23 protein-coding genes are annotated in these 22237 nt (G+C 58.3%); 10 read left to right on the top strand and 13 right to left on the bottom strand.

The genetic code is table 11. The annotated features are described in order from the left end of the window. Together paaA and paaI are read right to left on the bottom strand one after the other, a co-directional pair. A partial coding sequence (gene paaA / locus Q0M74_RS05655) for a 1,2-phenylacetyl-CoA epoxidase subunit PaaA (protein ID WP_293952304.1) occupies nucleotides 1–737 on the bottom strand: 737 nt, incomplete at its 3' end. 254 nt (nucleotides 738–991) lie between these two features. Beyond that, nucleotides 992–1441, bottom strand: coding sequence for a hydroxyphenylacetyl-CoA thioesterase PaaI (paaI, locus tag Q0M74_RS05650; RefSeq protein WP_293952302.1), 450 nt, complete (start codon nucleotides 1439–1441; stop codon nucleotides 992–994). Between the two features lie 177 nt (nucleotides 1442–1618). On the opposite strand from paaI, the gene Q0M74_RS05645 reads away from it, so the two are divergent. From Q0M74_RS05645 to Q0M74_RS05630, 4 genes are all read left to right on the top strand, one after another. Next, complete coding sequence (locus Q0M74_RS05645; RefSeq protein ID WP_293952300.1) at nucleotides 1619–2230, top strand: TetR/AcrR family transcriptional regulator; 612 nt, start codon at nucleotides 1619–1621, stop codon at nucleotides 2228–2230. Between the two features lie 306 nt (nucleotides 2231–2536). Next, complete coding sequence (locus Q0M74_RS05640; protein ID WP_293952298.1) at nucleotides 2537–3850, top strand: AMP-binding protein; 1314 nt, start codon at nucleotides 2537–2539, stop codon at nucleotides 3848–3850. Nucleotides 3851–4065: 215 nt separating this feature from the next. Continuing rightward, a complete protein-coding gene (locus tag Q0M74_RS05635; RefSeq protein ID WP_293952313.1) occupies nucleotides 4066–5352 on the top strand; it encodes an MFS transporter in 1287 nt (428 codons plus the stop codon). A 156-nt stretch (nucleotides 5353–5508) separates the two neighbouring features. Then, nucleotides 5509–6519, top strand: a complete 1011-nt coding sequence (locus tag Q0M74_RS05630) for a DUF3500 domain-containing protein (protein ID WP_293952296.1) — start codon at nucleotides 5509–5511, stop codon at nucleotides 6517–6519. On the opposite strand, the gene Q0M74_RS05625 is transcribed toward Q0M74_RS05630, so the two are convergent. Both Q0M74_RS05625 and Q0M74_RS05620 read right to left on the bottom strand, forming a co-directional pair. Next, entirely contained in the window at nucleotides 6496–6840 is a 345-nt protein-coding gene (locus Q0M74_RS05625) for a DUF3017 domain-containing protein (protein WP_293952294.1), read from the bottom strand. The genes Q0M74_RS05630 and Q0M74_RS05625 overlap by 24 nt on opposite strands. Nucleotides 6841–6846: 6 nt before the next feature. Next, the gene (locus Q0M74_RS05620) at nucleotides 6847–7701 is read right to left on the bottom strand and encodes a bifunctional methylenetetrahydrofolate dehydrogenase/methenyltetrahydrofolate cyclohydrolase (RefSeq protein ID WP_293952292.1); all 855 of its coding nucleotides are present in this window, start codon (nucleotides 7699–7701) and stop codon (nucleotides 6847–6849) included. Nucleotides 7702–7735: 34 nt separating this feature from the next. Here Q0M74_RS05620 and Q0M74_RS05615 point away from each other — a divergent pair, with 34 nt between their 5' ends. Further along, complete coding sequence (locus Q0M74_RS05615) at nucleotides 7736–8209, top strand: tRNA (cytidine(34)-2'-O)-methyltransferase (protein ID WP_293952290.1); 474 nt, start codon at nucleotides 7736–7738, stop codon at nucleotides 8207–8209. Here the strand turns inward: Q0M74_RS05615 and Q0M74_RS05610 are convergent. The 3 genes from Q0M74_RS05610 to Q0M74_RS05600 all read right to left on the bottom strand — a co-directional run bounded on the left by Q0M74_RS05610 (nucleotide 8206) and on the right by Q0M74_RS05600 (nucleotide 10135). Beyond that, nucleotides 8206–8691 carry a nucleoside deaminase gene (locus Q0M74_RS05610; RefSeq protein ID WP_293952288.1) on the bottom strand — a complete coding sequence of 162 codons (486 nt, stop codon included), beginning with the start codon at nucleotides 8689–8691 and terminating at the stop codon, nucleotides 8206–8208. The genes Q0M74_RS05615 and Q0M74_RS05610 overlap by 4 nt on opposite strands. A gap of 65 nt (nucleotides 8692–8756) precedes the next feature. Beyond that, the gene (locus Q0M74_RS05605) at nucleotides 8757–9299 is read right to left on the bottom strand and encodes a hypothetical protein (RefSeq protein WP_293952286.1); all 543 of its coding nucleotides are present in this window, start codon (nucleotides 9297–9299) and stop codon (nucleotides 8757–8759) included. A gap of 71 nt (nucleotides 9300–9370) precedes the next feature. After that, nucleotides 9371–10135, bottom strand: a complete 765-nt coding sequence (locus tag Q0M74_RS05600) for an NAD-dependent deacylase (protein ID WP_293952284.1) — start codon at nucleotides 10133–10135, stop codon at nucleotides 9371–9373. 201 nt (nucleotides 10136–10336) lie between these two features. Here Q0M74_RS05600 and Q0M74_RS05595 point away from each other — a divergent pair, with 201 nt between their 5' ends. Beyond that, nucleotides 10337–11137 (top strand): metal-dependent hydrolase, encoded by an 801-nt coding sequence (locus Q0M74_RS05595; RefSeq protein WP_293952310.1) that lies wholly within the window; start codon nucleotides 10337–10339, stop codon nucleotides 11135–11137. A 117-nt stretch (nucleotides 11138–11254) separates the two neighbouring features. Here the strand turns inward: Q0M74_RS05595 and Q0M74_RS05590 are convergent, their stop codons facing one another. The 4 genes from Q0M74_RS05590 to Q0M74_RS05575 all read right to left on the bottom strand — a co-directional run bounded on the left by Q0M74_RS05590 (nucleotide 11255) and on the right by Q0M74_RS05575 (nucleotide 14744). Continuing rightward, nucleotides 11255–11926 carry a metal-dependent transcriptional regulator gene (locus Q0M74_RS05590; protein ID WP_293952282.1) on the bottom strand — a complete coding sequence of 224 codons (672 nt, stop codon included), beginning with the start codon at nucleotides 11924–11926 and terminating at the stop codon, nucleotides 11255–11257. A gap of 34 nt (nucleotides 11927–11960) precedes the next feature. Further along, the gene (locus Q0M74_RS05585) at nucleotides 11961–13412 is read right to left on the bottom strand and encodes a PH domain-containing protein (RefSeq protein ID WP_293952280.1); all 1452 of its coding nucleotides are present in this window, start codon (nucleotides 13410–13412) and stop codon (nucleotides 11961–11963) included. Further along, nucleotides 13409–13858 carry a PH domain-containing protein gene (locus tag Q0M74_RS05580; protein WP_293952308.1) on the bottom strand — a complete coding sequence of 150 codons (450 nt, stop codon included), beginning with the start codon at nucleotides 13856–13858 and terminating at the stop codon, nucleotides 13409–13411. The genes Q0M74_RS05585 and Q0M74_RS05580 overlap by 4 nt, the downstream gene beginning before the upstream one ends. A 106-nt stretch (nucleotides 13859–13964) precedes the next feature. Next, a complete protein-coding gene (locus tag Q0M74_RS05575; protein WP_293952278.1) occupies nucleotides 13965–14744 on the bottom strand; it encodes a glycosyltransferase family A protein in 780 nt (259 codons plus the stop codon). 81 nt (nucleotides 14745–14825) lie between these two features. Between Q0M74_RS05575 and Q0M74_RS05570 the strand changes: the two genes are divergently transcribed. Then, nucleotides 14826–16283, top strand: coding sequence for a deoxyribodipyrimidine photo-lyase (locus Q0M74_RS05570; protein ID WP_293952276.1), 1458 nt, complete (start codon nucleotides 14826–14828; stop codon nucleotides 16281–16283). Here Q0M74_RS05570 and Q0M74_RS05565 read toward each other — a convergent pair. Further along, nucleotides 16258–17790 carry an SDR family oxidoreductase gene (locus tag Q0M74_RS05565; RefSeq protein ID WP_293952274.1) on the bottom strand — a complete coding sequence of 511 codons (1533 nt, stop codon included), beginning with the start codon at nucleotides 17788–17790 and terminating at the stop codon, nucleotides 16258–16260. The genes Q0M74_RS05570 and Q0M74_RS05565 overlap by 26 nt on opposite strands. Before the next feature lie 119 nt (nucleotides 17791–17909). Between Q0M74_RS05565 and Q0M74_RS05560 the strand changes: the two genes are divergently transcribed. After that, a complete protein-coding gene (locus Q0M74_RS05560) occupies nucleotides 17910–18566 on the top strand; it encodes a lipocalin family protein (protein ID WP_293952272.1) in 657 nt (218 codons plus the stop codon). A gap of 3 nt (nucleotides 18567–18569) precedes the next feature. Here the strand turns inward: Q0M74_RS05560 and Q0M74_RS05555 are convergent, their stop codons facing one another. After that, nucleotides 18570–19154 (bottom strand): MarR family winged helix-turn-helix transcriptional regulator, encoded by a 585-nt coding sequence (locus Q0M74_RS05555; protein ID WP_293952270.1) that lies wholly within the window; start codon nucleotides 19152–19154, stop codon nucleotides 18570–18572. A gap of 156 nt (nucleotides 19155–19310) precedes the next feature. On the opposite strand from Q0M74_RS05555, the gene Q0M74_RS05550 reads away from it, so the two are divergent. Together Q0M74_RS05550 and Q0M74_RS05545 are read left to right on the top strand one after the other, a co-directional pair. After that, on the top strand, nucleotides 19311–20414 hold the full coding sequence (locus Q0M74_RS05550) for a polyprenyl synthetase family protein (RefSeq protein ID WP_293952268.1): 1104 nt from the start codon (nucleotides 19311–19313) through the stop codon (nucleotides 20412–20414). A 110-nt stretch (nucleotides 20415–20524) separates the two neighbouring features. Further along, on the top strand, nucleotides 20525–22237 hold a 1713-nt coding region (locus tag Q0M74_RS05545), incomplete at its 3' end, for an MMPL family transporter (RefSeq protein ID WP_293952306.1).

Below are 22237 nucleotides of genomic sequence, written 5' to 3'. Positions count from 1 at the left end.
TCCGCCTGCGGGACGATCATGTCCACGAAGCGCTGGCGCAGGTCATCATTGCTGAATCGCTTGATATTCCAGGCCATGGACTGCTGGGAGTTCGGGGAGTCATCATCTGGTGGTCCGAACATCTGCAGGGCCGGACCGTAGAAGCGGTTGATGGCTTCCTGTGCCATCTGCTTCTGTGCCGGGGTGCCGTTGGCCAGTTCGTAGAGGATCTCCCAGCCCTGGCGCTGGTGGAAGGATTCTTCCTTACAGACACGGACCATGGCGCGACCATAGGGTGCGTAGGAGGCGCGGCACAGTGGAACCTGGTTACAGATGGCTGCACCATCAACCAGCCAACCGATGGCTCCGATATCAGCCCAGGTGCGTGCCGGGTAGTTGAAGATGGAGGAGTACTTGGCCTTGCCGCTGAGCAGCTGATCAACCAGTTCATCGCGTTCGGTGCCCAGGGTCTCTGCCGCTGAGTAGAGGTAGAGGCCGTGTCCGGCTTCGTCCTGGACCTTGGCCATGAGAATGGCCTTGCGCTTGAGGGATGGCGCCCTGGTGATCCAGTTGGCTTCCGGCTGCATGCCGATGATCTCGGAGTGTGCGTGCTGTGAGATCTGACGGGTCAGGGTCTTGCGGTAGCCGGCAGGCATCCAGTCGGTGGGCTCGATGCGTGAGTCCTTGGCGATCAGGGCATCGAAGTGCTCCTGTGCCTGAACTTCATCAATCTGTCGTTCTGGTGTGGCTGTTGTCATGAGAATGTCCTCCTTTTAAGTGTGGCGGTCTACCCGCAGGTTCGCCGCTCTCCGGGCGAAGGATGTTGCTTGTGAGTTATGAAGTCTGGGTGTCGGTTGGCCACTTCCCAATTACCAACCGACCGCCCGGTCAGTATATGGCCGGATTGTGATCCACGTCAATGGATTGCCACTTAACGCTCGACTCCTGGGGTGTTTTCCTGGGCGAAATTTCCATTGGTGCAGCTCAGGAGGGCTGCGCGGGGGTGGATGTACTAGACCCCCTTCACCACCCGGGAAGTCCCGCGGAATTCCGCCACCACACGATCGCCCACGCGCAGGATCACATCAGTGATTCCATTACGGCCCCACTCCTGCCGGTTGATGGCCTCGGCCTCCACCACCTCACCCACACGGGCCGGCGAGATGTAATGAATGCTCACCTGTGCGGCAACCGCCGTATTTCCGGCAGCATTACAGACACCGGCAAAGACAGCATCGGCAAAAGTGAAGAGGATTCCACCCTGGGCGGTGCCATGCCCATTGCACATCTCGGGGCGCACCGTGAAGTGCCCCCGGGCAGACTCCTCCGACAGTTCAGTGATCCTCACCCCGAGCCCCTTGGATGCCTCATCACGGGAATACATGGTGCGCACGTGTTCAAATTCCGGCCCCTGCGCCACTCCCGGCGCGAGAACCTCAATGTCATTAACAATCTGGGTCATGATCTTTCCCTTGTTCGATCGGGCGGTTCTACACGCTACCTACCGAACGGTCGGTAGCATGGAGTGAGTGTACGTAAATTCATGAGCAAGCGCATGGAAACTACACTGAGGGCCAAAAAGACTTAAAACTCCATGCGCCGATACTGCCCCCAAACCCCCGCCACCCAAGGAGAGACCATGTCTCAGGCCACCGCCACCCCACCCGCCACCACCCGGGGACGTCCCGGATACGCACGCGAAGACGTCATTCGCATTGCCGTCAAGCAGTTCAATACCCACGGATATGAAGCCACCTCCATGGGAGCCCTGGCCACCACACTCGGCATCACCAAGTCGGCGATCTATCACCACATCAGCTCCAAGGAGGAGATCCTGGTCAGTGCCACCGATCAGGCACTGGAGGCACTTTTTGACATCCTCGACACCGCCGATGAATTGGAAGGCACCGCCAAGGACCGCCTGTCCCTGGCCATCAGTGGTGCCACCCGCGTGCTCTGCGAGAACCCGGAGAACGTCACCCTGTTACTGCGCCTGCGTGGCAACACAGAGGTGGAGAAGCAGATTCTTGAGCGTCGCCGCAAGATCACCCGCAAACTCATCGAATATGTGGATGCAGCCCAGGTCGAGGGCGCGGTGCGCTCCAACCTCGATGCCGGCATGGTCGCACGCCTCACCTTCGGCATGATCAACTCACTGGTGGAGTGGTACCGCCCGGATGGTGAAACCTCCCCCGAGGAGCTCAGCCAGCTGATGCCAGAGTTCGTCTTCCAGGGGCTTTCTGCGCGCTGATCATCCACGCACCTGTTCATGATCCGAACAGGGGTGCATAGTGGGGGGAAAGTAAATGCGCAAATAGCGCGAATTTAAATGTGATTATGGAAATCAACGATAGGTTAATGTAGCGTCCATCACATACAAACTTACCGACTGGTCAGTTAGTAAATAGAGAGCAACTCTCGCTCCGGAGTCGTACATTCACCCACACTTCGCCGGATCACATAGAAAACCATGATCACCGCAGGTCACTGCCTCGCCCTCCCAGGGCCAGGATGCACACCATCCCCACAGGTGCGCACAGCCAGAAAGGAACATCCCATGAGCTCCCTCGCTTCCATCCATTCCACGCACTCCGGTCCCCAGACGGGAATTGAGTACGCATCACGAGACGAGATCACGGCGCTGCAGATCTCACGCACCAAGAACACCCTGCGTCACGCATATTTCAATGTTCCTCACTACCGCAAGGCCTTCGATGCAGTCGGTGCCCACCCGGATGATTTCCGGGAGATGGCAGATCTGGCCAAGTTCCCCTTCACCGACAAGGAAATTCTCCGTGGTGAGTACCCCTTCGGTATGTTCGCAGTACCGCAGAGCCAGATCGTGCGACTGCACGCCTCCTCCGGCACCACCGGCCGCCCCACTGTTGTGGCCTACACCCGCAATGACATTGAGAACTGGTCCGATCTGGTCGCCCGTTCCCTGCGTGCAGGTGGCGTTCGAGCAGGCGATAAGGTCCAGGTGACCTTCGGCTATGGTCTGTTCACCGGCGGCCTGGGCGCCCACTATGGCGTGGAGAAACTCGGCGCCACTGCGATCCCGACTTCCGGTGGACAGACGGAACGCCAGATCCAGATCATGAAGGACTTCCAGCCGGATGTCATCCTGGGCACCCCCTCCTACATGCTCACCGTGCTCGACCGCATGCGCGCAGAAGGACAGGATCCCCGTGAATGTTCCCTGCGTGTGGGCGTGATGGGTGCAGAGCCATGGTCTGAGGGTATGCGTCAGGACCTGGAGCAGGGCTTCGGCATCGATGCCACCGATATCTACGGACTCTCCGAGGTCATGGGACCGGGCGTGGCCCAGGAAAGCGTGGAGACCAAGGATGGACTGACCATCTGGGAGGACCACTTCTTCCCTGAGATCATCGACCCGGTCACCGGCGAGGTCCTGCCTGATGGTGAATACGGCGAGCTGGTCATCACCTCCATGACCAAGGAGGCCTTCCCGGTCATCCGTTACCGCACCCATGATCTCACCCGCATCCTGCCGGGAACCGCCTTCTCCATGCGTCGCATCGACAAGATCAGCGCCCGCAATGACGACATGATCATCCTCCGTGGTGTGAACTGCTTCCCCAGCCAGTTCGAGGAGATCATCGTCGAAGACAAGACCCTGCGCCCGCGTTATCAGTGCATCCTGTCCAAGAAGGGACGCATGGACCACCTCACCCTGGCGGTCGAACACACCCCGGGTTCCAGCAATGAGGACATCGATATCGCCACACGTCGTTTGAGCAAGCAGATCAAGGACCGCATCGGTGTCTCCGTTGAAGTAGATGTCCGCGCCACCGTGGACAGCGGTGACGGCAAGGCCAAGCGCCTTGTTGATCTGCGCAACGAAGGCTAAACACCTCCTTCCCCCCCCAAGCTCCCACAGCGCCCTCTCCGCCCCCTACCGAGGGAGGGTAGCTGCTTGTGGTGATCCTCAAAACACACCCCTAGCAGTTGCACCCCAACTGCGACCTGCAGAAAGTCTCCATGATGACCAATCGCATCATAGTCAGTGACACCACTGACACCACTGCCCCCAACTCTCCTACCGGATCAAATACCCATCAGCCGATGACCCCGGCCCACCGCAAGGTGCTCGCCGGTTCAATGGTGGGAACCACCATCGAGTGGTTTGACTTCTTCATCTATGCCCAGGCTGCCGGGCTCATCTTTGCCACCCAGTACTTCAACCCGGCCACCAACTCCAGTGCCTCACTGGCGCAGATCATCGCCTGGGCTTCCCTGGGTATCAGCTTCCTCTTCCGCCCCTTCGGTGCTGTCATCGCAGGCCACCTCGGTGACCGCTTCGGACGCAAGCCGGTCCTGGTGCTCACCCTGGTGGGCATGGGTGGTGCCACCGTGGCCATGGGCCTGCTGCCCACCTATGCACAGATCGGAATCGCAGCTCCCCTGATCCTGGTGTTGCTGCGTATCCTCCAGGGCATCTCCGCCGGTGGTGAGTGGGGCGGTGCCGCACTGATCGCCGTGGAGCACGCCCCCACCAACCGTCGTGGTTTCTTCGGTGCCTTCCCCCAGGTGGGCGTGCCCGCCGGTATGCTGCTGGCCACCGTGTTCATGCTTGTCATGACCACCGTCCTCAGCCCGGAGCAGTTCGAGGCCTGGGGTTGGCGTATCCCCTTCATCTCCAGCATCATCCTGATCGGCGTGGGATTCTTCATCCGACGCCTGGTCCATGAGTCCCCGGTGTTCTCTGAGATGCAGGAAATGAAGAAGAAGTCCTCGGCACCGCTGGCCGAACTCTTCCAGAAGCACGCCAAGACCGTCATCCTGGCTGCCCTCATCTTCGCCGGTGTCAACGCGGCCGGTTACCTGGCCATCGCCTTCTTCGTCTCCTATGGCACCGGTGTGCTGGGCATGGCCCGCCCCACCGTCCTGCTGCTGACCTCCCTGACCGCCGTTGCCTGGATCGTTGCCACCCTCTACTTCGGTGCCGCATCTGACCGCTGGGGACGTCGCCGCACCTTCGCCATCGGTTACCTGGCCATGATGATCTGGGCCATCCCCACCTGGTTGCTCATCGACACCGCCAACCCACTGCTCTTTGGTATCGCCGTGGTGGTTCTGGGTGTGCTTCTGGGGATCACTTATGGACCACAGCCTGCACTCTATGCCGAGATGTTCCCTGCGAATGTGCGCCTGTCCGGTGTCTCCATCGGTTATGCCATTGGTTCCATCATCGGTGGCGCCTTCGCACCGATGATCGCAGAAATGCTGCTGGACTCCACTGGAACCTCACTGTCCATCGGAGTTTATATCGCGGTGATCTCAGCCATCTCCCTGGTTGCGGTACTCATGGTTCCAAAACTGGGACTCCAGGGTAAGAATCTGCACGACTAACCCGTTCTTTCGCAAGGGGTGTCGCCCCCTGCGATCAAAAAAATGCCCTTCCTGACTGTCACCGGGAAGGGCATTACCTATTCATCTAACGAGTTTGATACAACTTCACAGGAAATCCCACGCTTTAACCACGGTAGATACTCTAAATTAGCTCTTGTGACTTTGTTGTTGACCTCCCGCCGTGGCCGCACCGCCTGTGCGCTTGCCACCACGCTTGCCGCCGGAAGTCTGACCTTTGCTGCCTGCAGCCCGGACCGTGCAGGAAACCTGGACGCTGAAGAGCAACCCACCAGGGTGGCATCTGCCACGCGTGCGCAGCCAACCGATGCTGCAACCAGCGCCGCCGACAGTTTCACCATGCGCCACACCGCAAGTCGCGAGACCACCCTGACGGCTCGCGCTTTCATGGGATATCTGGATGAGGAGCAGCGCACACGGATACTCAGTGAGGGACTGGACCTGAGCAAATTAACCCGTGCCCAGCAGATCACGGTGCTCAAGGTCCTGGAATCAATGCTCAACGAGGACGCCTATGACACTGTCTCCTCTCTGCTGAACCACATCACCACCACGCCCGGAATGGAACCACATTATCTGAGGTTCTCTGCAGCTCCTGAAGTTGATTCCCAGTGGAAGTTGGTTTTGAGTGGTCCGAAACTCGGGTTGAATGCTCTGTTGTCAGAGGATGAGAATATCATCTTCGAGTCTGCGCACTTCGCGTTGAGCAGTGATGATGTGCAGGCCATCGTGGACAGCACCACCGTGGATGAGGGTAAATCCCCCATGACCACAGCTCAGGTGGCAGCCGAGGAGCTGCTCAGTAGTTTGACTCCCCAGCAGCGTCAATCCCTGGCTGGACTCGCGGTTACTGACGGGGGCGGCCTCAAGGGATCTGATCTTGATGATTCCCAGAGGCGGATGCTTATCGACGTCACCACCAATTGGATCCATCTCGGCAATGAATCAGCGGTGATCTCCAAGCAGGAGAAAATCGTGGACACCCTGGATGAGACCTATTTCAGTCTCTCCAACACCCCTGCCCTGACATTCCAAGTCAAGGGTCCTGAGATCTTCATTGAATTCAAAGAAACACCGACTGGTGACGGTCAGGCCGTCATCCAGTCGGTGTTTGAGGATCCTTCTTTAACTACCCAGCGAGTCCACTGAGGTCGCCAGGAAAGTCATGCCCCCACCCAGGATGGTGCAGTAGAAGGCGTCGAAACGCCTGGACCGCACAGCCAACAGACCCATGACCTGAGAATCACAGGTCAACCGCAGTAGCGCCAGATAGATCATCGTCACCCCGAGAATGAACGTGGCGCGGCGCCAATGCTCTGTGAAGGCAAATAGGGTTGCGGCAATCAAACCGAGGATGAATAACCCCACCCCGATCTTCTGCACTGTTCTCGGCAGACGGGAGGGCTGTACTCCCGCATCGTGCGGGTTTTCCAACATCTCGGCTTCTGTCATGGTGGCCCGGGTAGGCATGTGTCTTTAGGCTCCAGCCAGCTTCTCTGCGCGTTCGACAACGTTGTGGACCAGGAAGGCACGGGTCAATGGACCAACACCACCCGGGTTAGGAGACACAAAACCTGCGGTTTCCCAGACATCCGGGTGGACATCGCCGGCCAGCTTGCCATCGAGACGGGATACTCCGACGTCGAGAACTGCTGCACCTGGCTTGACCATGTCAGCGGTGAGCATGTGCGGCTGTCCGGCAGCCGCGATGATGATGTCCGCCTCACGGGTTTCTGCAGCCAGATCCTTGGTTCCGGTGTGGCACAGGGTGACGGTGGAGTTCTCAGAACGACGGGTGAGCATCAGACCGATCGGGCGACCAACAGTCACGCCACGGCCGATGACAACAACCTTGGCACCGTTGAGTTCAACACCGAAACGACGCAGCAGGCTGATCGATCCATTTGGGGTGCAGGGCAGCGGTGCAGGCTCGTTGAGAACCAGTTTGCCCAGGTTGACCGGGTGCAGACCATCAGCATCCTTAGCTGGATCGATGCGCTCGAGCACAGCATTTTCATCCAGATGCTTCGGCAGTGGCAGCTGCACGATGTAGCCGGTGCAGGCATCATCAGCATTCAGTTCATCGATGACGGCGAAGAGCTCTTCCTGGGTGATGTCCGCAGGTAGGTCCTTGCGGATGGAGTTCACACCGATCTGTTCACAGTCACGGTGCTTCATCTTCACATAGGAGTGGCTTCCCGGATCATCACCGACCAGCACGGTGGCCAGTCCTGGGACAATTCCCTTTTTCTTCAACGCGGCGACGCGTGCGGCGAGGTCGACGAAAATTTCATCGCGGTACAGGTTTCCATCAAGTTTGGTAGCAGTCACCCTCGCCATTATTCCACGGTTTAGACTCTTTCCCATGTCTGTCCCACCTTTGCATGTTGTCTTCGACAATCCCGTCATCCCACCCAACACTGGAAATGCCATCCGAATGTGTGCCGGGACCGGTGCCCACCTGCACTTAGTTGAACCCCTCGGTTTTGACCTGACGGAAAAACACCTCCGCCGCGCCGGCCTGGATTATCACGATCTGGCCGATGTCACCGTGCATAAGAACATCAACGACTGCTTCGCAGCGCTGCCTGGACGCATCTTCGCCTTCACCACGGAAGCCAGCACCTGGTTCACCGATGTGGAATTTGAAGCAGGCGATGCCCTCCTCTTTGGCACCGAACCCACCGGCCTTCCCCGCGACCGTGTGGAGCATTCCCGTGTAACTAAGGAACTACGCATCCCCATGTTGGATGGACGCCGCTCCATGAACCTGTCTAACTCCGCGGCTGTGGCGACCTATGAGGCGTGGCGACAGCTCGGCTTCCCCGGTGGGGTTTAGCTCACAGCCCTCTGAAAATACCGGCGATGGATCTCTTTGAGCTTGTCCGTCAGTTCAGGAACAGGTCCTTCCACAGATAATCCCGGCGCCACCTGGGTGATGGGTAGTTTGGCCACCGGGGTGGGTTCTGCACCCCACTGGCGGTACCACTGCCCCACTTCCGCACCTGATGAGATGTAGATGATGCGGCCTAGGCCGACCCAGGCATGGGCTGCGGCGCACATCGGGCAATGTTCCGTGGAGGTATAAACCACTGCGGTGGCGCGTTGTTTCTCAGAGAGGTTGGCTGCTGCCCAACGGGCGATCTCAAATTCCGGGTGGCGGGTGTTGTCACCATCGCCGTCGCGGTTATGGTCTTCAAAGAGGACCTGTCCGGTGTCCGATACCAGGACCGAGCCATAGGGGCTGTTGCCCTTGTCCAGGGCGGTGGCAGCCAGTGCCACGCAGCGCCTGAGGTGGGTTTGAGCGGTATCGGTGAACATGTGAGAGGACTCCTTTACTGTCTTCCAGACCAGGGTTGATGCAGCCAGCCTAGTAGTTTCCCACCTTATTCTGCTGAGAGAACCAGCTGGTTACGGCTGGCAGCGTAGGCATCGTATGCTGCGCGGTCAGCCACCACGATGCTGTCTTCTTCATAGTTGAAGGTGAACACACGCAGATCCATGGTCACGGCCTCGCCAGGGGCAGCATAGTGGCCGAACTGGACAGTGGCTTCATCATCGGCATCATTGCGTTCCACCAGGGGCGCTGCACTCATCTGGACTGGCTGTGGGTCGGTGACCAGGTCGCCGTCTTCAAAGAAGACCACAAAACCGCTGCTGTCTTCTTCTTCGCTTTCAGGTTGGGTGGTGCCGGTGAGCCCCAGCCAGCTGATGTGATCGCAGGCGTCAAAGTGGTTATCGGCCACCTCAAAGCGGAAGGGGTTGCCACCGGTGGTGGGAATTTCCCCGGCTTCCAGATACTGGCCGAAAGCGGTGTCTTCAGGGGTGACATTGTTGCAGGCTGCAGGGTTTTCATTGGGTGGTGAGCAGGCCGCCAGGCCAGCTGCTGTCATCGCCATCAGTGCCGTCATACCGAAAATCTTCTTCATGGTTATCCATCATGCCTTCTCCGCACGCTGAAACGATATCTGAGGGGCGAAATAGGCGTCGATAAGCAACTTTAGGCGCCGAGCCGCTTGACCAGCTCCGGTAGGCCGGCGGCCGCGGTGGTGCGCCAGGAATAGGTGGCAAGGGGTGACAGATCGGTGGCTTTGGGTGTGATCTCCAGGATCGGCACGCCACGTTGATGTGCCACTACGGGCAGGGAGGCTGCCGGGTAGACGATGCCGGAGGTGCCCACGATCACCACCAGGTCAGCCTCCTGCATGCGCTGCTCCGCATGCTCCCATTCCTTCTGGGGCATGGCCTCACCGAACCACACCACACCGGGGCGCACCGGGTTTCCACACAGCGAACAAGTAGGCGGGGTGAGCCTTTCACTGAGTTCTTCCGGATAGTCCGCATCATCACGCCATGGCGTGGAACAGATGCTGCAGCGGAAGTGGAAGAGACTGCCATGCAGGTGGGTGACGTGTTCAGAGCCTGCGCGTTCATGCAGATTATCGATATTCTGCGTGGTCACATGAACATGATCCACCAGGTCGCTGCCCGCCCAATAGGCAATCGCGCGGTGTCCTGCATTGGGTTGGGAGCGCGCGGCCTGCCCGGCGCGCCAGCGGTACCATGCCCACATCGGTTCTGGGTCCTGTGCCCAGGCGCTGATGCTCGCCATGGCCTGTGGGTCGACTTTGCTCCACACACCGGTGTCATCATCGCGGTAGGTGTCCAGGCCGGAGTCAGCGCTCATCCCGGCGCCGGTGAATATCTCGATGTTGCGGGCCTTACGTGCCACGCTCACTGCTTCCAGGGTCGCATGCTCGTCCATGGCCCCACGCTAGCTGGTTTCCAGCGCGGTGCTCATCGACGTTCACCTCTGCCGTCCTTCTTCTTCCACCTTTGTAGCCCGAACAGGCAGGCGGTGGATCAGAAAAGGGTGGGCATGAATACCACCTTCATGCGGTGGGTCTAGAGTGTGGTGAAAAGGTTGATCGATAAGAATTTCGAAGGCAGGTACGCAGACGTGGTTATGGGTCCCACCCACGCGATGAGTGGCGCCGCGGTCGGACTGGCCGTGGCACAGATACTCCCCGAGCACTGGGGTGGTGTCACCACAGCGGAAGAGACTTTCATCTATGCCGCTCTGGCAGCAGGTGCCGCCCTGCTACCGGATCTTGATGCCCCTTCGGCAACAGTCTCCCGCTCTTTCGGCCCTCTCACGCAAGCTTTGTCGCGGATCACGGAGAACCTGGCCCAGGCCCTGGTCAATATCACCCGTGGGGCTAAGGACAGGCCCTGTAGAAATGGGCACCGCACAGTTACCCATACTGTGTGGAGTGCTCTGGCCGCTGGGGCTGGTGCCACAGCCTTGATCAGTGCCTTTGCTAAACCAGCAGTGATTGGTCTGTTGTTCTTCTTCCTCGGACTTGGTATCCGCGGGTTGCTTCCAGAATGGTCGAAGAAGACTGACTGGTTGATCGTCACTGGTTTATCAGCAGCCCTGGCTTATGGGGTGTGGAACTATGTTCCGGAGGAATCCTTCGGCCTGGTGTTGGGTTCGGCCATCACGGTGGGATGTCTGACCCACATGGCTGGGGATCTGGCTACCAAGCAGGGTATCCCTGTCTTCGCCCCTTTTCTTCAGTGGAAGGGGAAGCGGTGGTGGAATATGAAGCTGCCCAAGTTCTTGAGCATCCGGGCCAATGGTCCTGCAGATAAGTTCCTGTTGACTGGTTTCACCATCGCGGTCATCATGCAGATCGGGTTGGTGGCCTCAGGAAATATGCGGGATGTCATGATGGACCTGCTCAACCTGCAAACGGTTATCTGAGCTTTTATAAGTTTTTAACTACTATTGCCCCCCTCACCGCCCCCGCTGTTGTTGCCAGAGAATCTGGTGGTGACAGCGGGGGGTTTCTGTTATCTGGGCGAGTGCATCCTCTACCGTTTATGACTGCACTGTGATCAGCGACAGCTGGGTTTCTGCCAGCGGGAAAGTCTGCCCGGTGTCTTCGACCATGGCTTCCACCATGCCTGCAAAGGGTGCCCTGATCACGGTGATGCGGGAACCAGGGATCACTTCATGGCCTGCCAGATAGCGCAGCAGTTCAGGATCGGTGTCCTGCACCCGGGTGATGGTGACGGTGTCGCCGGGGCTGACCGTGGCCAGTGTTTCCCTGCTGACAGCATCAATGATTCCTTCCGCTGTGGGAATCGGATCACCGTGGGGATCGCGGCGTGGATGGCCCAGGTGGGCATCAATACGTGCGATCAGCCGGTCGGAGGCAGCGTGTTCCAGTAGATCCGCATCCTCATGAACCTCATCCCAGGTGTAGCCCAGGACATCATGGAGGAAGGTTTCCAGCAGACGGTGGCGACGCACCATTTCCAGGGCCAGGGCCCGGCCGGTGTCGGTCAGGGAGATCCCTGAATAGCGTTCATGGTGCACCAGGTTTCGGGCCGCCAGGCGTTTGATGGCTTCCGATGCTGTGGGGGTTTTCTGTTCGAGGATCTCCGCGATCTCACCGAGCGCGGCAGGCTGCCCCTCCGAACGGTCGGTGATGTCCCAGATTGTCTTCAGATAGTCCTGGGTCTTATCGGGAAGATCTGAGATATGCATGGAGACAATCGTAGCCGACGGAAAAAGACGTGTTTTATGAGTCAGCGGGAAGACCGTTGAATTCCGGGAGCGCACGCTGTCGCAGGACCGCCAGCAACTCCATGCCATCCTGATAAGCCAGGTCGCGACCTTCCATGGACACTGGTCCCGGCACCAGGTCCAGCTGCACGGAACTGAGACCCAGGATGCGTTGGATGGGGCCGCGTTTGAGAGTGAGTTCCTGGATGTGGCTGACATCGATCACCGCCATGCGGTGATAGAGCCTGCCAAAATGCACCACCACCGTTGATGGCACATCCGGACGCTCACCCACCAGGGTGACACCCTGTTGTTTCCGATCCAGAGGGGATACCCATTTGGCTGCTGCCGGGCTGGTGTAGGCCGGGCGTGTGGTGCGCACCGGATCAGCCATCTCAGCGATCTCCACATGATCAAGTGGGCTGACGATCTCCAGCAGGTTCAAAGCCAGTTCCTTGGAACCGACGGGGAGCAGCTTGGTGGTACCACCCTTGCCGGTTTCCGCACCATAACCTGCCACGGACACTGACACCGTCCACCAACCAAAAGCTCGCCACAGCAGGGGTTGGGTCACACTCACACCATGGATCCTGTTCAAGGGAATGGACTGCCTACGACGATCCGCCAGTCCATAGGACACATTGAGCACATTCCCGTTGAGGTTCGCCTGGAATTTCCATGACTTGTCAATGAGGTTCCACACCGAGGGCGCCAGACCAGCCAGGATGGGAACCAGTGCGGTAAAACCCAGTGGCGTCAACGCGATGATGAGCAGTGCCAACACCGTGATGATGGTGTTCAACGCCAGCGCGGTACTGCCCAGGGTGCGGGCGATCGGGATGGTGGGAACAACAACATTGCCCTCCACCTGCCCTGCTCGGGGCCGTTCCCCCTCGTGCAGCGGAGGTATGGCCTCTGCCACCGACTGTTGAGGTCTGTCAACAGGCACACTCTGGCTCCGGGTCACGGCAACCAACTGGCGACGCAGTGCTTCCGCCTCCGCTTTCTTGAGGAAAGCCACCTCGATCACGGAATCATTGCCACCGGCTGTTTCCACCCGCACTGCAGCCACCCGGAAGATCCTGGCGATAACCGACTCCACCAGGTCGACCGCCTGGATCCGATCAAACCTGGCGGTGCGCAACTGGGTGTTGAACACTCCCCTTTTATGCTGAATCTCCTCGTCGGTGAGTCGGAAACCATTGGCTTTCCACCAGATCCGGGAGAATAACCACAGCAGTACACAGGCCAACACAAACACACCGATGGAGATCACCAGTGGCCAGATGGCGTAGTCACGCTCACCGCTGACAAATCCCCAGATCGCACCCCATGAGGAGGCATTGATATTAAGTGCTAGACCAGCAAAGATCGCCAGGATCAAGGTCCAGAAACGCAGCAGTGGGGTGAGCGGGTGAACTGTACGGAATTCCAGCTCAGCAAGCTCATTATCCAGGGGTTCGCTCACAGGCCGCTCATCCTCTCACGGGCCTTGATGGCCAGGCGTTCACGCAGTGCATCAGCGGTATCGCCAGGTAGACCTTCCACAGAGGAATCACTGGTGGAGGATGCCGTGTTCAGCTTCACCGTCTTCATACCCAATCCACGTTCGATGGGGCCCGCGGTGACATCGACAAACTGGATGCGCCCATAAGGCACCACGGTGTAGGTGTGCCAGAGCTTGCCCTTGGTGATCAACAGCTCATCATCGGTTTCCAGCCAGCCCAGACGTTTGACCTGTTGCGGGATCAACCACAGCTGCCAGATCAACAAAGCCACCGCAATCCCCACACCGATATATACCCAGGGGCTGGTCATGAAACCCAGCACCCCGAATCCGGTGGCCAATGCCACCAGCCACGGTAAACGTCCGATATACCGGGCTTTGGTCAAATTTGGTGAAACAGGATTCATACCCTCGTGGGGCTCTGGGGTGGGTTGGTTCATGCACACCATTGTGCCTGCCACAGGGCTGCCCGGGGCAGCCCGGGGCATATGTTCGGGCAGATTTTCAGGAATCTTAACGCATTGGAATGAACTCAGCTGTGAGTATTCCCCGGCGCGCCAGGCGGAGGTAGACGGGTTCTTCCCGCCAGGCGGAGCGGATGGTGTGGAAGCCTCGTGCCAGGCGGGTCCAAAGTTGGCGTGCTCCGTGGAGGGCGCGGGGGTCCATGTGCACGGTGAGGTCCTGTTGGTACCAGAGGGTTTCGTGGGGGCGGATGAAGAAGGAGAAGTACATGTCTTCATGGACAAAGGTGTTGGCCAGGTTGATCCCTGCCCGTACATCCAGCCACCATTGTGTGTTGATGGAGCAGTTGGAACCGAACATGGGGAAGTGTCCCAGGGCGAGTTTGGTGGTGGCGCGGTAGGCACCCAGGTAGAGGTTGGCGATGCGCTGACCAGCATCACCTTGGAGGTTGAAGGTGCCGGATCCGGTGATGGCTACCACCTCACGGCCGGTGGAGGCTTCCGCCTGGTCCCAGGTGCTGTGATATCGGGCGATGAAGTCCGGCTCCACGGTGACGTCGGCGTCGATACGCACAATGACATCGCCTGCAGCGACGTTGTATCCTGCAGCACTGGCCCAGGTGATGCCTCGGCGGGCTTCGTGGATCACCAGTGCACCTGCTGCCTCGGCGATGTTCACAGAATCATCGGTGCTGCCGTTATCCACCACGATGATCTCATCCGGTGCCACAGTCTGGTTCTGCAGGCTGGCCAGGCATACGCGGAGGAGTTCCCCATCGTTGAGGCAAGGAATGACAACGCTTAAGGTTCTTGCTGACAGCTGTGGAGTCATGACCTGACTTTCCTGTGGTGGTGTCTTAAATAGTTCCGGCGAACGGTATGCCTGCCCCCGTTGAGTTTAGACTCAAGAATCATGAAGCCTTCCGCATCAGCTCCTGCGCCCACTCTTGTCTGGTTCCGTGATGATCTCCGGATCCTGGACAATGCGGCACTGCGTTGGGCTGCCAACCGGGGGCCGGTGATCGGAGTGTTCATTGACTCCTCTGAGCCCAGGCCTCTAGGTGGTGCAGCCCGTTGGTGGCAACAGCGTAGCCTCGCACTATTGGATGAGGCTCTCGGTGCCCACGATGTGCCGTTGCTGAGGCGTCAGGGAGATCCCAGAAACATCGTGGCAGATCTTGCCCAGGAGACAGGTGCCAGCGCGGTGACCTGGAATCGGCGCTATCACGAACCAGCCTGTGCCAGTGATGCCACCATCACAACTCACCTTGAGAAACAGGGGGTTGAGGTAACCAGCCATGCAGGTTACCTGCTCACCGAGCCCGGGGAGATCACCACTGGTGCCGGTACCGCCTATAAGGTCTTCACCCCTTTTTCCAAAGCTGCCTTCCCCCTGGCAGAGCAACACGCCGAAGAACACCTCCACCATCACCAATCCCCCATCCCACTCACCGGCCCCTCCGACATCAGAACTGGCTATTCCCCACTCACCGGCACCACCGGATGGCAAAACAAACTCGCCCATCATTGCCAGCCGGGTGAGCAGGCAGCCCTGACACGTTTAGAGAAGTTCCTTGACCACCTGCGGGAACACGGTGGTTATGCCCAGGGCCGCGACTATATGGCGCATGAGATCACCAGTGGGCTCTCACCACATCTACGTTTCGGTGAGGTCAGCGTGCACCGCGTCTGGATAGAGGTCACTACTGCAGCAGATTCCGGTGACATCAATCCCGAGGATGCACAGGTATTCCTCAAAGAACTGCTCTGGCGTGATTTCTCCTGGCACCGCCTCTACAACCTCCCTCAGCTGCCCACCACCAATGTGCGCACCCAATTTGACTACTTCGGCTGGGCCTGGGACGACAAGGAAACCCACAAGCTTATCGACGGACGTTGCCCCCTCCTCCCCACATCTTCAACAGGGTTCCATGTGGAGCTGGCGGCCTGGCGCGCCGGGCGCACCGGTATCCCCCTGGTGGATGCCGGCATGCGTGAATTGTGGGCCACCGGCACCATGCACAACCGTGCCCGTATGGTGGTGGCAAGTTTTCTCACCAAGAACCTGCAGATCCACTGGCGTCATGGTGAGGAGTGGTTCTGGGAGACACTGGTTGACGCGGACCTGGCTGCCAATGCTTTTAACTGGCAGTGGGCGGCGGGCAGTGGTGATGATGCCTCACCATATTTCCGTATTTTCAACCCGGTGACCCAGGCAAAGAAATTTGATCCGGAAGATGTCTATATCCGTCGGTGGGTTCCGGAGTATGGCACTCCTGACTACCCCGCCCCGATCGTTGATCTGAAAAGTACACGTCAGGATGCACTCGATGCCTATGCGGCGATCAAAGAGAGTCACGAGCAGCGTTAAGAATATTGCGTCGCATATAGGGGAAGATGATGGCGTGGAAGGGTGAGACCATCCACCAGTAGAGATTTCCTGGCAGTCCCTTGGGTTCAAAGAGTGCCCGTTGGGTGTAAGTGGAACCACCGTCCTCATTGTCTTCCACCTCCAGGATCAGCCAGGCGTTGCCGTCCACCTTCATCTCAGCGGTGAGCACCAGACGATGTGGCGGGTTGATCTCCGTTACACGCCACCAGTCCAGCCGGTCACCGAGTTTCAGGGTGCGTGGATCACGCCGCCCACCCAGGCCGGGACCACCGATGAGACGATCAGCAACACCACGCAATCGCCACAGCACCGGTGCAGAGTACCAACCATTTACCCCACCCAGGCCTTCGATGATGGGCCATACTTGGGCGGCTGTGAGATCGGTGGTTTCTGAGCGGGTGTCTTCATAGAGTGCTGCGCCCGCCCACTCCGGGTCTGTTTTCTGCGTATCCCATGCCTGAGAAGGGTGCTGTGACCAGCTGCGGTCCCAGGATGTGGGCACCCCGCGATCATGTTCAGCTTCCAGGGCAAGTTCCACCGCTCTGCGGTAATCGATGAAACCACCAGGTGGATCCGGAATGACATCGCGAATGCTGTGTTCCTCGGCAACGGCATCCTCTGCCATGGATTGTGCCAGTGGGAAAGCCAGTTCATAGGGTACCGGGGTGACCAGACTGATCCAGAAGCCTGAGAGTTTATCCATCGGCAGATTGAGTGGAAGTGACAGGATGCGGCGCTTCTTCAATCCCCTGAGCTCTGCATAGATACGAAGCAGATCAGCAAACTCATAGGTCTGTCCGCACCCGAGATCACAACCCTGGTTGACAGCCTCAGGCAGATCAGCGGCCCTGAGCAGATAATGCAGGGTATCTCTGATGGCCAGGGGCTCGATGTTGTTGCTGATCCACGGTGGAGCCACCATCACCGGCAAACGTTCACTCAGGTGACGGATGATCTCGAAGGATGCAGAACCTGAGCCGATGAGTGTGGCTGCACGCAGAATCAACGCAGGTGTCTGTCCTGACAGGAGGATCCGTGCGACATTTTCCCGGGAACGCATGTGTTTGGACAGTTCTCCCAGTTCCCGGCCACCGGGATGCAGTCCGGAAAGGTACACGATCTGCATCACACCGGCGCGGGTAGCTGCATCAGCGACATTATGAGCAGTCTGTTTCTCTGCCTGCTCAAAATCCACGTCTTTGGAACCCATGGAGTGGACCAGGTAAAACACCACATCCACCTCATGAAAGATCCCATCCAGGTCTTCAGGTTTGCTCAGGTCAGCTTCCATCATCTCCACCTGGTGGTGCCAGTCAAAGCGACGGAGACTGTCTTTGTTTCTAGAGGTTGCCCGGACCGTGAATCCTGCAGCAAGCAGCTCGGTGACCAGTCGGCCACCCACATAACCGGTTGCTCCCGTAACCAGGACCCTGCGGCGAGGATGCTCTGCTTGATAGTCCACTGTCGGTGAAATGGTGTGGTTCATGGGCGCGAGTATAGGCGTAGGAGATAGAAAAAGACCCGCAAATTTAACCCTTTGCGTATCTTATCCAAAAAGACGTAGTACACTTCAGGTTAATATACCCCGCCATGAAGGAGCACCTCATGTTTAGCAAGCTATCTACCCGCATCGCCACCGTCGCACTATTGGCAACAACCTCGATCTTTGGAGCCTCCACAGCCCAAGCCCAGGACATCTTCGATGGCGGGCGCCTCGCAGGCGGCTCCTCTCAGGTGGCCAATCTGAGCTCCACTCCAGAGAACCTGGCCCTGCAAGAAATTGATCAGAAAGTGAACCTCGAGCGCTACGCCGGGAAGTGGTACCAGGTGGCCGCGATCCCCCAGCCTTATTCACTACAGTGCTCACATGACACCACCGCCGACTACGGCGTCATCGATGACAGCACCATCTCCGTGACCAACTCCTGCGGCACCCCTTTTGGACCATCAGTGATCAATGGCAAAGCCAGCGTGCGCTCTGACGCATCCCTGAAGGTGACCTTCGGCGGCGTCCCCTTCCAGACTGAAGGTGGCGAACCGAACTACCGCGTCACCTACCTGGAAGAGGACTACTCCCTGGCTGTTATCGGTAGCCCGAACCGGATGTCCGGCTTTGTTCTTTCACGCACTCCCGACCTGAGTACCGCAGACTGGTCCAAGGTTCGCAACATCACCGAGGATCGTGGTTGGTGGTCATGTGCTTTCGTGACCGTGCCTGCCGCCGGTGGCAAGTCCGGTGCAGCACCCCTCTGCACCCTATAAAAACTAGTGATTGCCCGGCTGAGCCCAGTCCGCGTTCTTCAGCGACAGTTCCTGGGTCATATCTTCCAGGAATCGGATCACCACTTCACGCTCCTCAGAGCTGAGTCGCTTGGCGGAATCAAAACGTCGAGCCTGGTGCTTACCCAGGGTCTGCATGGCCTCAGCGCGGGTCATGTCAGTAACCTCCAGCGCAAAAGCGCGACGGTCAACTGGATGGACCCTGCGGAGAATATGCTCACCCTTTTCCAGACGGTTGAGCATCTTGGTCACAGAGGCCGGGGATATCTCCAGGTGGGAGCCCAACATTCCTGGAGTGACAATCTCACCACTGTGGCCGGCAACAATCAGATAGTGCAAGGCCCGCATATCCTGCGGACTCAGCGCCATGTAGCGGGCCGAAGCTTCACCAACCGCACGTTCCACATCACGCAGACCAGACAAGGCCTTCATGAGGTGCCCAATCTGGGCAATATCAGCAGGCGACATACCGGAGCGATCAATAAGTTCGCTCCGGGGATCGCTGGACCTGACGTCATAGAGATTATTGAGAGCCGATTCCTGCTCCGGCCTTTTCTCGGATTCCCGCATGGGCAAAATACTATCCCCCTTCTCCTTCAAAGTCAGATAAAGTTCGCCTTTGCATATATTAGCTATTAGGTTACTATCTAAAATGTGTTAAGTATAGTGGCCCACTGACACTGGGCATTGAAGGTGACAGCACAAGATTGTGAAATGGACTATCTAATGGCACACACGACAGAGCAGCTGATAGCCCTGGGTGGTGACTTCAATGAAGAGATCCATCGGGAGCTGAATCGTACTTTCGCGACATTGTCTGAACAGTGCAACATCTATGGCCCTGCATATTCTGCCTGCGTGGATACCGCCTTTCAGGCACTACGTGGTGGAAAGCTGGTACGCCCCCGCATGGTGTTGAGCCTCTACCATGGCATGGCACCGGCTTCTTCAGACAATCACGAGCAGGTCCTCCAGATTGCGGTCGCCACAGAACTTCTCCACTTCTCCTTCCTCATTCATGATGACGTGATCGACGGTGATCTCCATCGCCGTGGGAAGTTGAACTTCATCGGGCAGATCCTCTCCCAACGTGATCCGGAGAATTTCTCGCACCGGGGTCCTGACCCAGAACACCTGGCATGGGCGCAGGCCAATGGCATCCTCATGGGTGACCTGTTCTTATCTGCCACGCACCAGATCTTCGCCCGACTTGATCTTCCCCATGCTCAGCGCATCAGGCTGCTGGATCTTCTGGAACAGACCATCAACGATTCCGTGGCCGGTGAATTTCTGGATGTGGGTTTGAGCCACAAGGCCATCACCTCACAGATGTCCACAGCGCTGGAAATGAGCCGGTTGAAAACGGCCACCTACACCTTCGAGCTTCCCCTGCGTGCCGCAGCGATCCTCTCCGGGTTGTCCAAAGAAGATGAGCTAAAGGTCGGTGACCTCGGCAAGGCACTGGGTACTGCCTATCAACTACAGGATGATTATCTGTCCACCTTCGGTCAGGCTGCAGAGCACGGCAAGGATGCCTTCTCTGATCTCCGGGAGGGCAAGGAAACCACCATCATCAGTTTTGCGCGGAAGACACCGCTCTGGCCTGACATTGAGGTCGACTTCGGTAAGAATGATCTCAGCCCATCTCAGGGAGAAGAGATCAAGAGGCTTCTTGAGGACTGTGGTGCAAAGGACTTTTCCCACACCATGATCCATCAGCACCTGGAAGAATGCCGCGAGGCAATCCGGGCATTGCACACCAGCATGCCAGCAGTGGTCCTCGATCTTCTTCTCCACCAGGTTGATCAACTGGCAACCCGTCGGTCATAAATCTTCAAGTGCACCCCCACACGAGAAATGAAAGTGTAAAAGACATGAGCACCCGCACCACTTCGCGCCCTGCTGAGCAGGAGCAGAAAAAAACAGGCCCCGCCCGCTGGGTGAGAATCTTCCTACCTGCAGTCCTGATCCTGGTCTGGTTGATCGGTGCCGGAGTGGGTGGCCCCTACTTTGGCAAGGTCGGTGAAGTCTCCTCCAATGACCAGACCTCCTACCTGCCTGAATCCGCTGATGCCACGGTGGTGCAGCAGTTGATCGGTGAGTTCAATGATTCTGAGGCCATCCCCGCGGTGGTGGTGATGACCTCTGAGGAACCCTTGAGCGAGCAGCAGATCGGCGAGCTCAATGCGGTGGTGGAAGGCCTGAAGGATCTCGAGGGTGTGGCCGAGGGCGTCTCCCCTGCCATTCCTTCTGAGGATGGGTTGGCGGTGCAGGCGTTTGTGCCCATCGATACATCAGCGGAGTTGGCAGATAGCGTCGATAAGCTCTCTGCAGCGCTGCAGGACGCAGCACCTGAGGGGATCAGCACCTTTGTCACCGGCCCGGCCGGTTTCAGTGCTGACCTCGGCGCGGCATTCGCCGGCATCGACGGTCTCCTGCTGCTGGTTGCCATGGCAGCGGTGCTCGTGATCCTGGTCGTGGTGTACCGCTCCTTCATCCTTCCCATCGTGGTGCTCTCCACCAGCGTGTTTGCACTGGCCAGTGCACTGCTACTGGTGTGGTGGCTGGCCAAGTGGGAGATCCTCCTGCTCTCCGGTCAGACCCAGGGCATCCTGTTCATCCTGGTCATCGGTGCCGCCACCGACTATTCCCTGCTCTATGTGGCACGTTATCGTGAGGAACTGCGTGTCCATCAGGACAAGGCAGTGGCCACCTTTAAGGCCATCCGTGCTTCTGTGGAACCGATCGTCGCATCAGGCAGTACCGTGATCGTAGGTCTGCTCTGCCTGCTGTTCAGTGATCTGAAATCCAATTCCACCCTGGGCCCGGTCGCATCCATCGGCATCATCTTTGCCATGTTGTCCGCATTAACCCTGCTGCCTTCCCTGCTCTTTATGTTTGGCCGCGTAGCCTTCTGGCCCAAGCGTCCGAAGTATGAACCAGAAGTGGTCCGGGAAGAAAACGGCATACCTTCCGGTGGTGTGTGGTCCAAGATGGCAGACCTGGTGAAGAAACACCCACGTGCCATCTGGGTGTCCACCCTCATCGTTCTTCTTGCCGGTGCCGCTTTTGTCCCCACGCTCAAGGCTGATGGTGTCTCCCAATCCGAACTGGTCCTGGGTGCCTCTGAAGCTCGTGATGGCCAGGAAGCACTGGGCGAGCACTTCCCCGGCGGTGCCGGGAGCCCCGTGTACGTCCTCACTGATGAAGATAATCTGCAGACCGTGGCAGACTCCCTGCTGCGCAATGACAGCTTTGATGGCATCACCGTCTCCAGTGCTGATTCCCCCTCCGGTTCCGCACCGGTGACCCCAGAAGGCATCATCCCGATGGGGCCCGGAGCAGCTCCAGCACCAACTGTGGTGGATGGTCAGATCCTGCTGCAGGGCACCCTCATTGAGGCCCCTGACACCAAGGAAGCACAGGATTCCATCAAGAACCTGCGCCAGGAATTCGCCGATGACAACATCGACGCCCTAGTCGGCGGCGTGACTGCAACAGCTGTGGACACCAACCAGGCATCCATCCATGACCGCAACCTGATCATCCCCATCGTGTTGGTGGTCATCCTGCTGATCCTCATGGTGCTGCTGCGCTCTGTCCTGGCCCCAGTACTGCTCATCATCACCACGGTCATCTCCTTCGCCACCGCC

Origin of the sequence: uncultured Corynebacterium sp. (genome assembly GCF_945649885.1) — a bacterium.
Classification (GTDB): Bacteria; Actinomycetota; Actinomycetes; order Mycobacteriales; family Mycobacteriaceae; genus Corynebacterium.
Note: the sequence above shows the minus strand (reverse complement) of the source record. Positions and strands in the feature narration are given on the sequence as shown.

What these genes read in the sequence shown, in the direction of transcription:
- paaI (WP_293952302.1), bottom strand. Translation starts at nt 1,441, where the DNA reads ATGACCCAGATTGTTAATGACATTGAGGTTCTCGCGCCGGGAGTGGCG.
- Q0M74_RS05645 (WP_293952300.1), top strand. Translation starts at nt 1,619, where the DNA reads ATGTCTCAGGCCACCGCCACCCCACCCGCCACCACCCGGGGACGTCCC.
- Q0M74_RS05640 (WP_293952298.1), top strand. Translation starts at nt 2,537, where the DNA reads ATGAGCTCCCTCGCTTCCATCCATTCCACGCACTCCGGTCCCCAGACG.
- Q0M74_RS05635 (WP_293952313.1), top strand. Translation starts at nt 4,066, where the DNA reads ATGACCCCGGCCCACCGCAAGGTGCTCGCCGGTTCAATGGTGGGAACC.
- Q0M74_RS05625 (WP_293952294.1), bottom strand. Translation starts at nt 6,840, where the DNA reads ATGCCTACCCGGGCCACCATGACAGAAGCCGAGATGTTGGAAAACCCG.
- Q0M74_RS05615 (WP_293952290.1), top strand. Translation starts at nt 7,736, where the DNA reads ATGTCTGTCCCACCTTTGCATGTTGTCTTCGACAATCCCGTCATCCCA.
- Q0M74_RS05610 (WP_293952288.1), bottom strand. Translation starts at nt 8,691, where the DNA reads ATGTTCACCGATACCGCTCAAACCCACCTCAGGCGCTGCGTGGCACTG.
- Q0M74_RS05605 (WP_293952286.1), bottom strand. Translation starts at nt 9,299, where the DNA reads ATGAAGAAGATTTTCGGTATGACGGCACTGATGGCGATGACAGCAGCT.
- Q0M74_RS05600 (WP_293952284.1), bottom strand. Translation starts at nt 10,135, where the DNA reads ATGGACGAGCATGCGACCCTGGAAGCAGTGAGCGTGGCACGTAAGGCC.
- Q0M74_RS05595 (WP_293952310.1), top strand. Translation starts at nt 10,337, where the DNA reads ATGGGTCCCACCCACGCGATGAGTGGCGCCGCGGTCGGACTGGCCGTG.
- Q0M74_RS05590 (WP_293952282.1), bottom strand. Translation starts at nt 11,926, where the DNA reads ATGCATATCTCAGATCTTCCCGATAAGACCCAGGACTATCTGAAGACA.
- Q0M74_RS05580 (WP_293952308.1), bottom strand. Translation starts at nt 13,858, where the DNA reads ATGAATCCTGTTTCACCAAATTTGACCAAAGCCCGGTATATCGGACGT.
- Q0M74_RS05575 (WP_293952278.1), bottom strand. Translation starts at nt 14,744, where the DNA reads ATGACTCCACAGCTGTCAGCAAGAACCTTAAGCGTTGTCATTCCTTGC.
- Q0M74_RS05570 (WP_293952276.1), top strand. Translation starts at nt 14,826, where the DNA reads ATGAAGCCTTCCGCATCAGCTCCTGCGCCCACTCTTGTCTGGTTCCGT.
- Q0M74_RS05565 (WP_293952274.1), bottom strand. Translation starts at nt 17,790, where the DNA reads ATGAACCACACCATTTCACCGACAGTGGACTATCAAGCAGAGCATCCT.
- Q0M74_RS05560 (WP_293952272.1), top strand. Translation starts at nt 17,910, where the DNA reads ATGTTTAGCAAGCTATCTACCCGCATCGCCACCGTCGCACTATTGGCA.
- Q0M74_RS05555 (WP_293952270.1), bottom strand. Translation starts at nt 19,154, where the DNA reads ATGCGGGAATCCGAGAAAAGGCCGGAGCAGGAATCGGCTCTCAATAAT.
- Q0M74_RS05550 (WP_293952268.1), top strand. Translation starts at nt 19,311, where the DNA reads ATGGCACACACGACAGAGCAGCTGATAGCCCTGGGTGGTGACTTCAAT.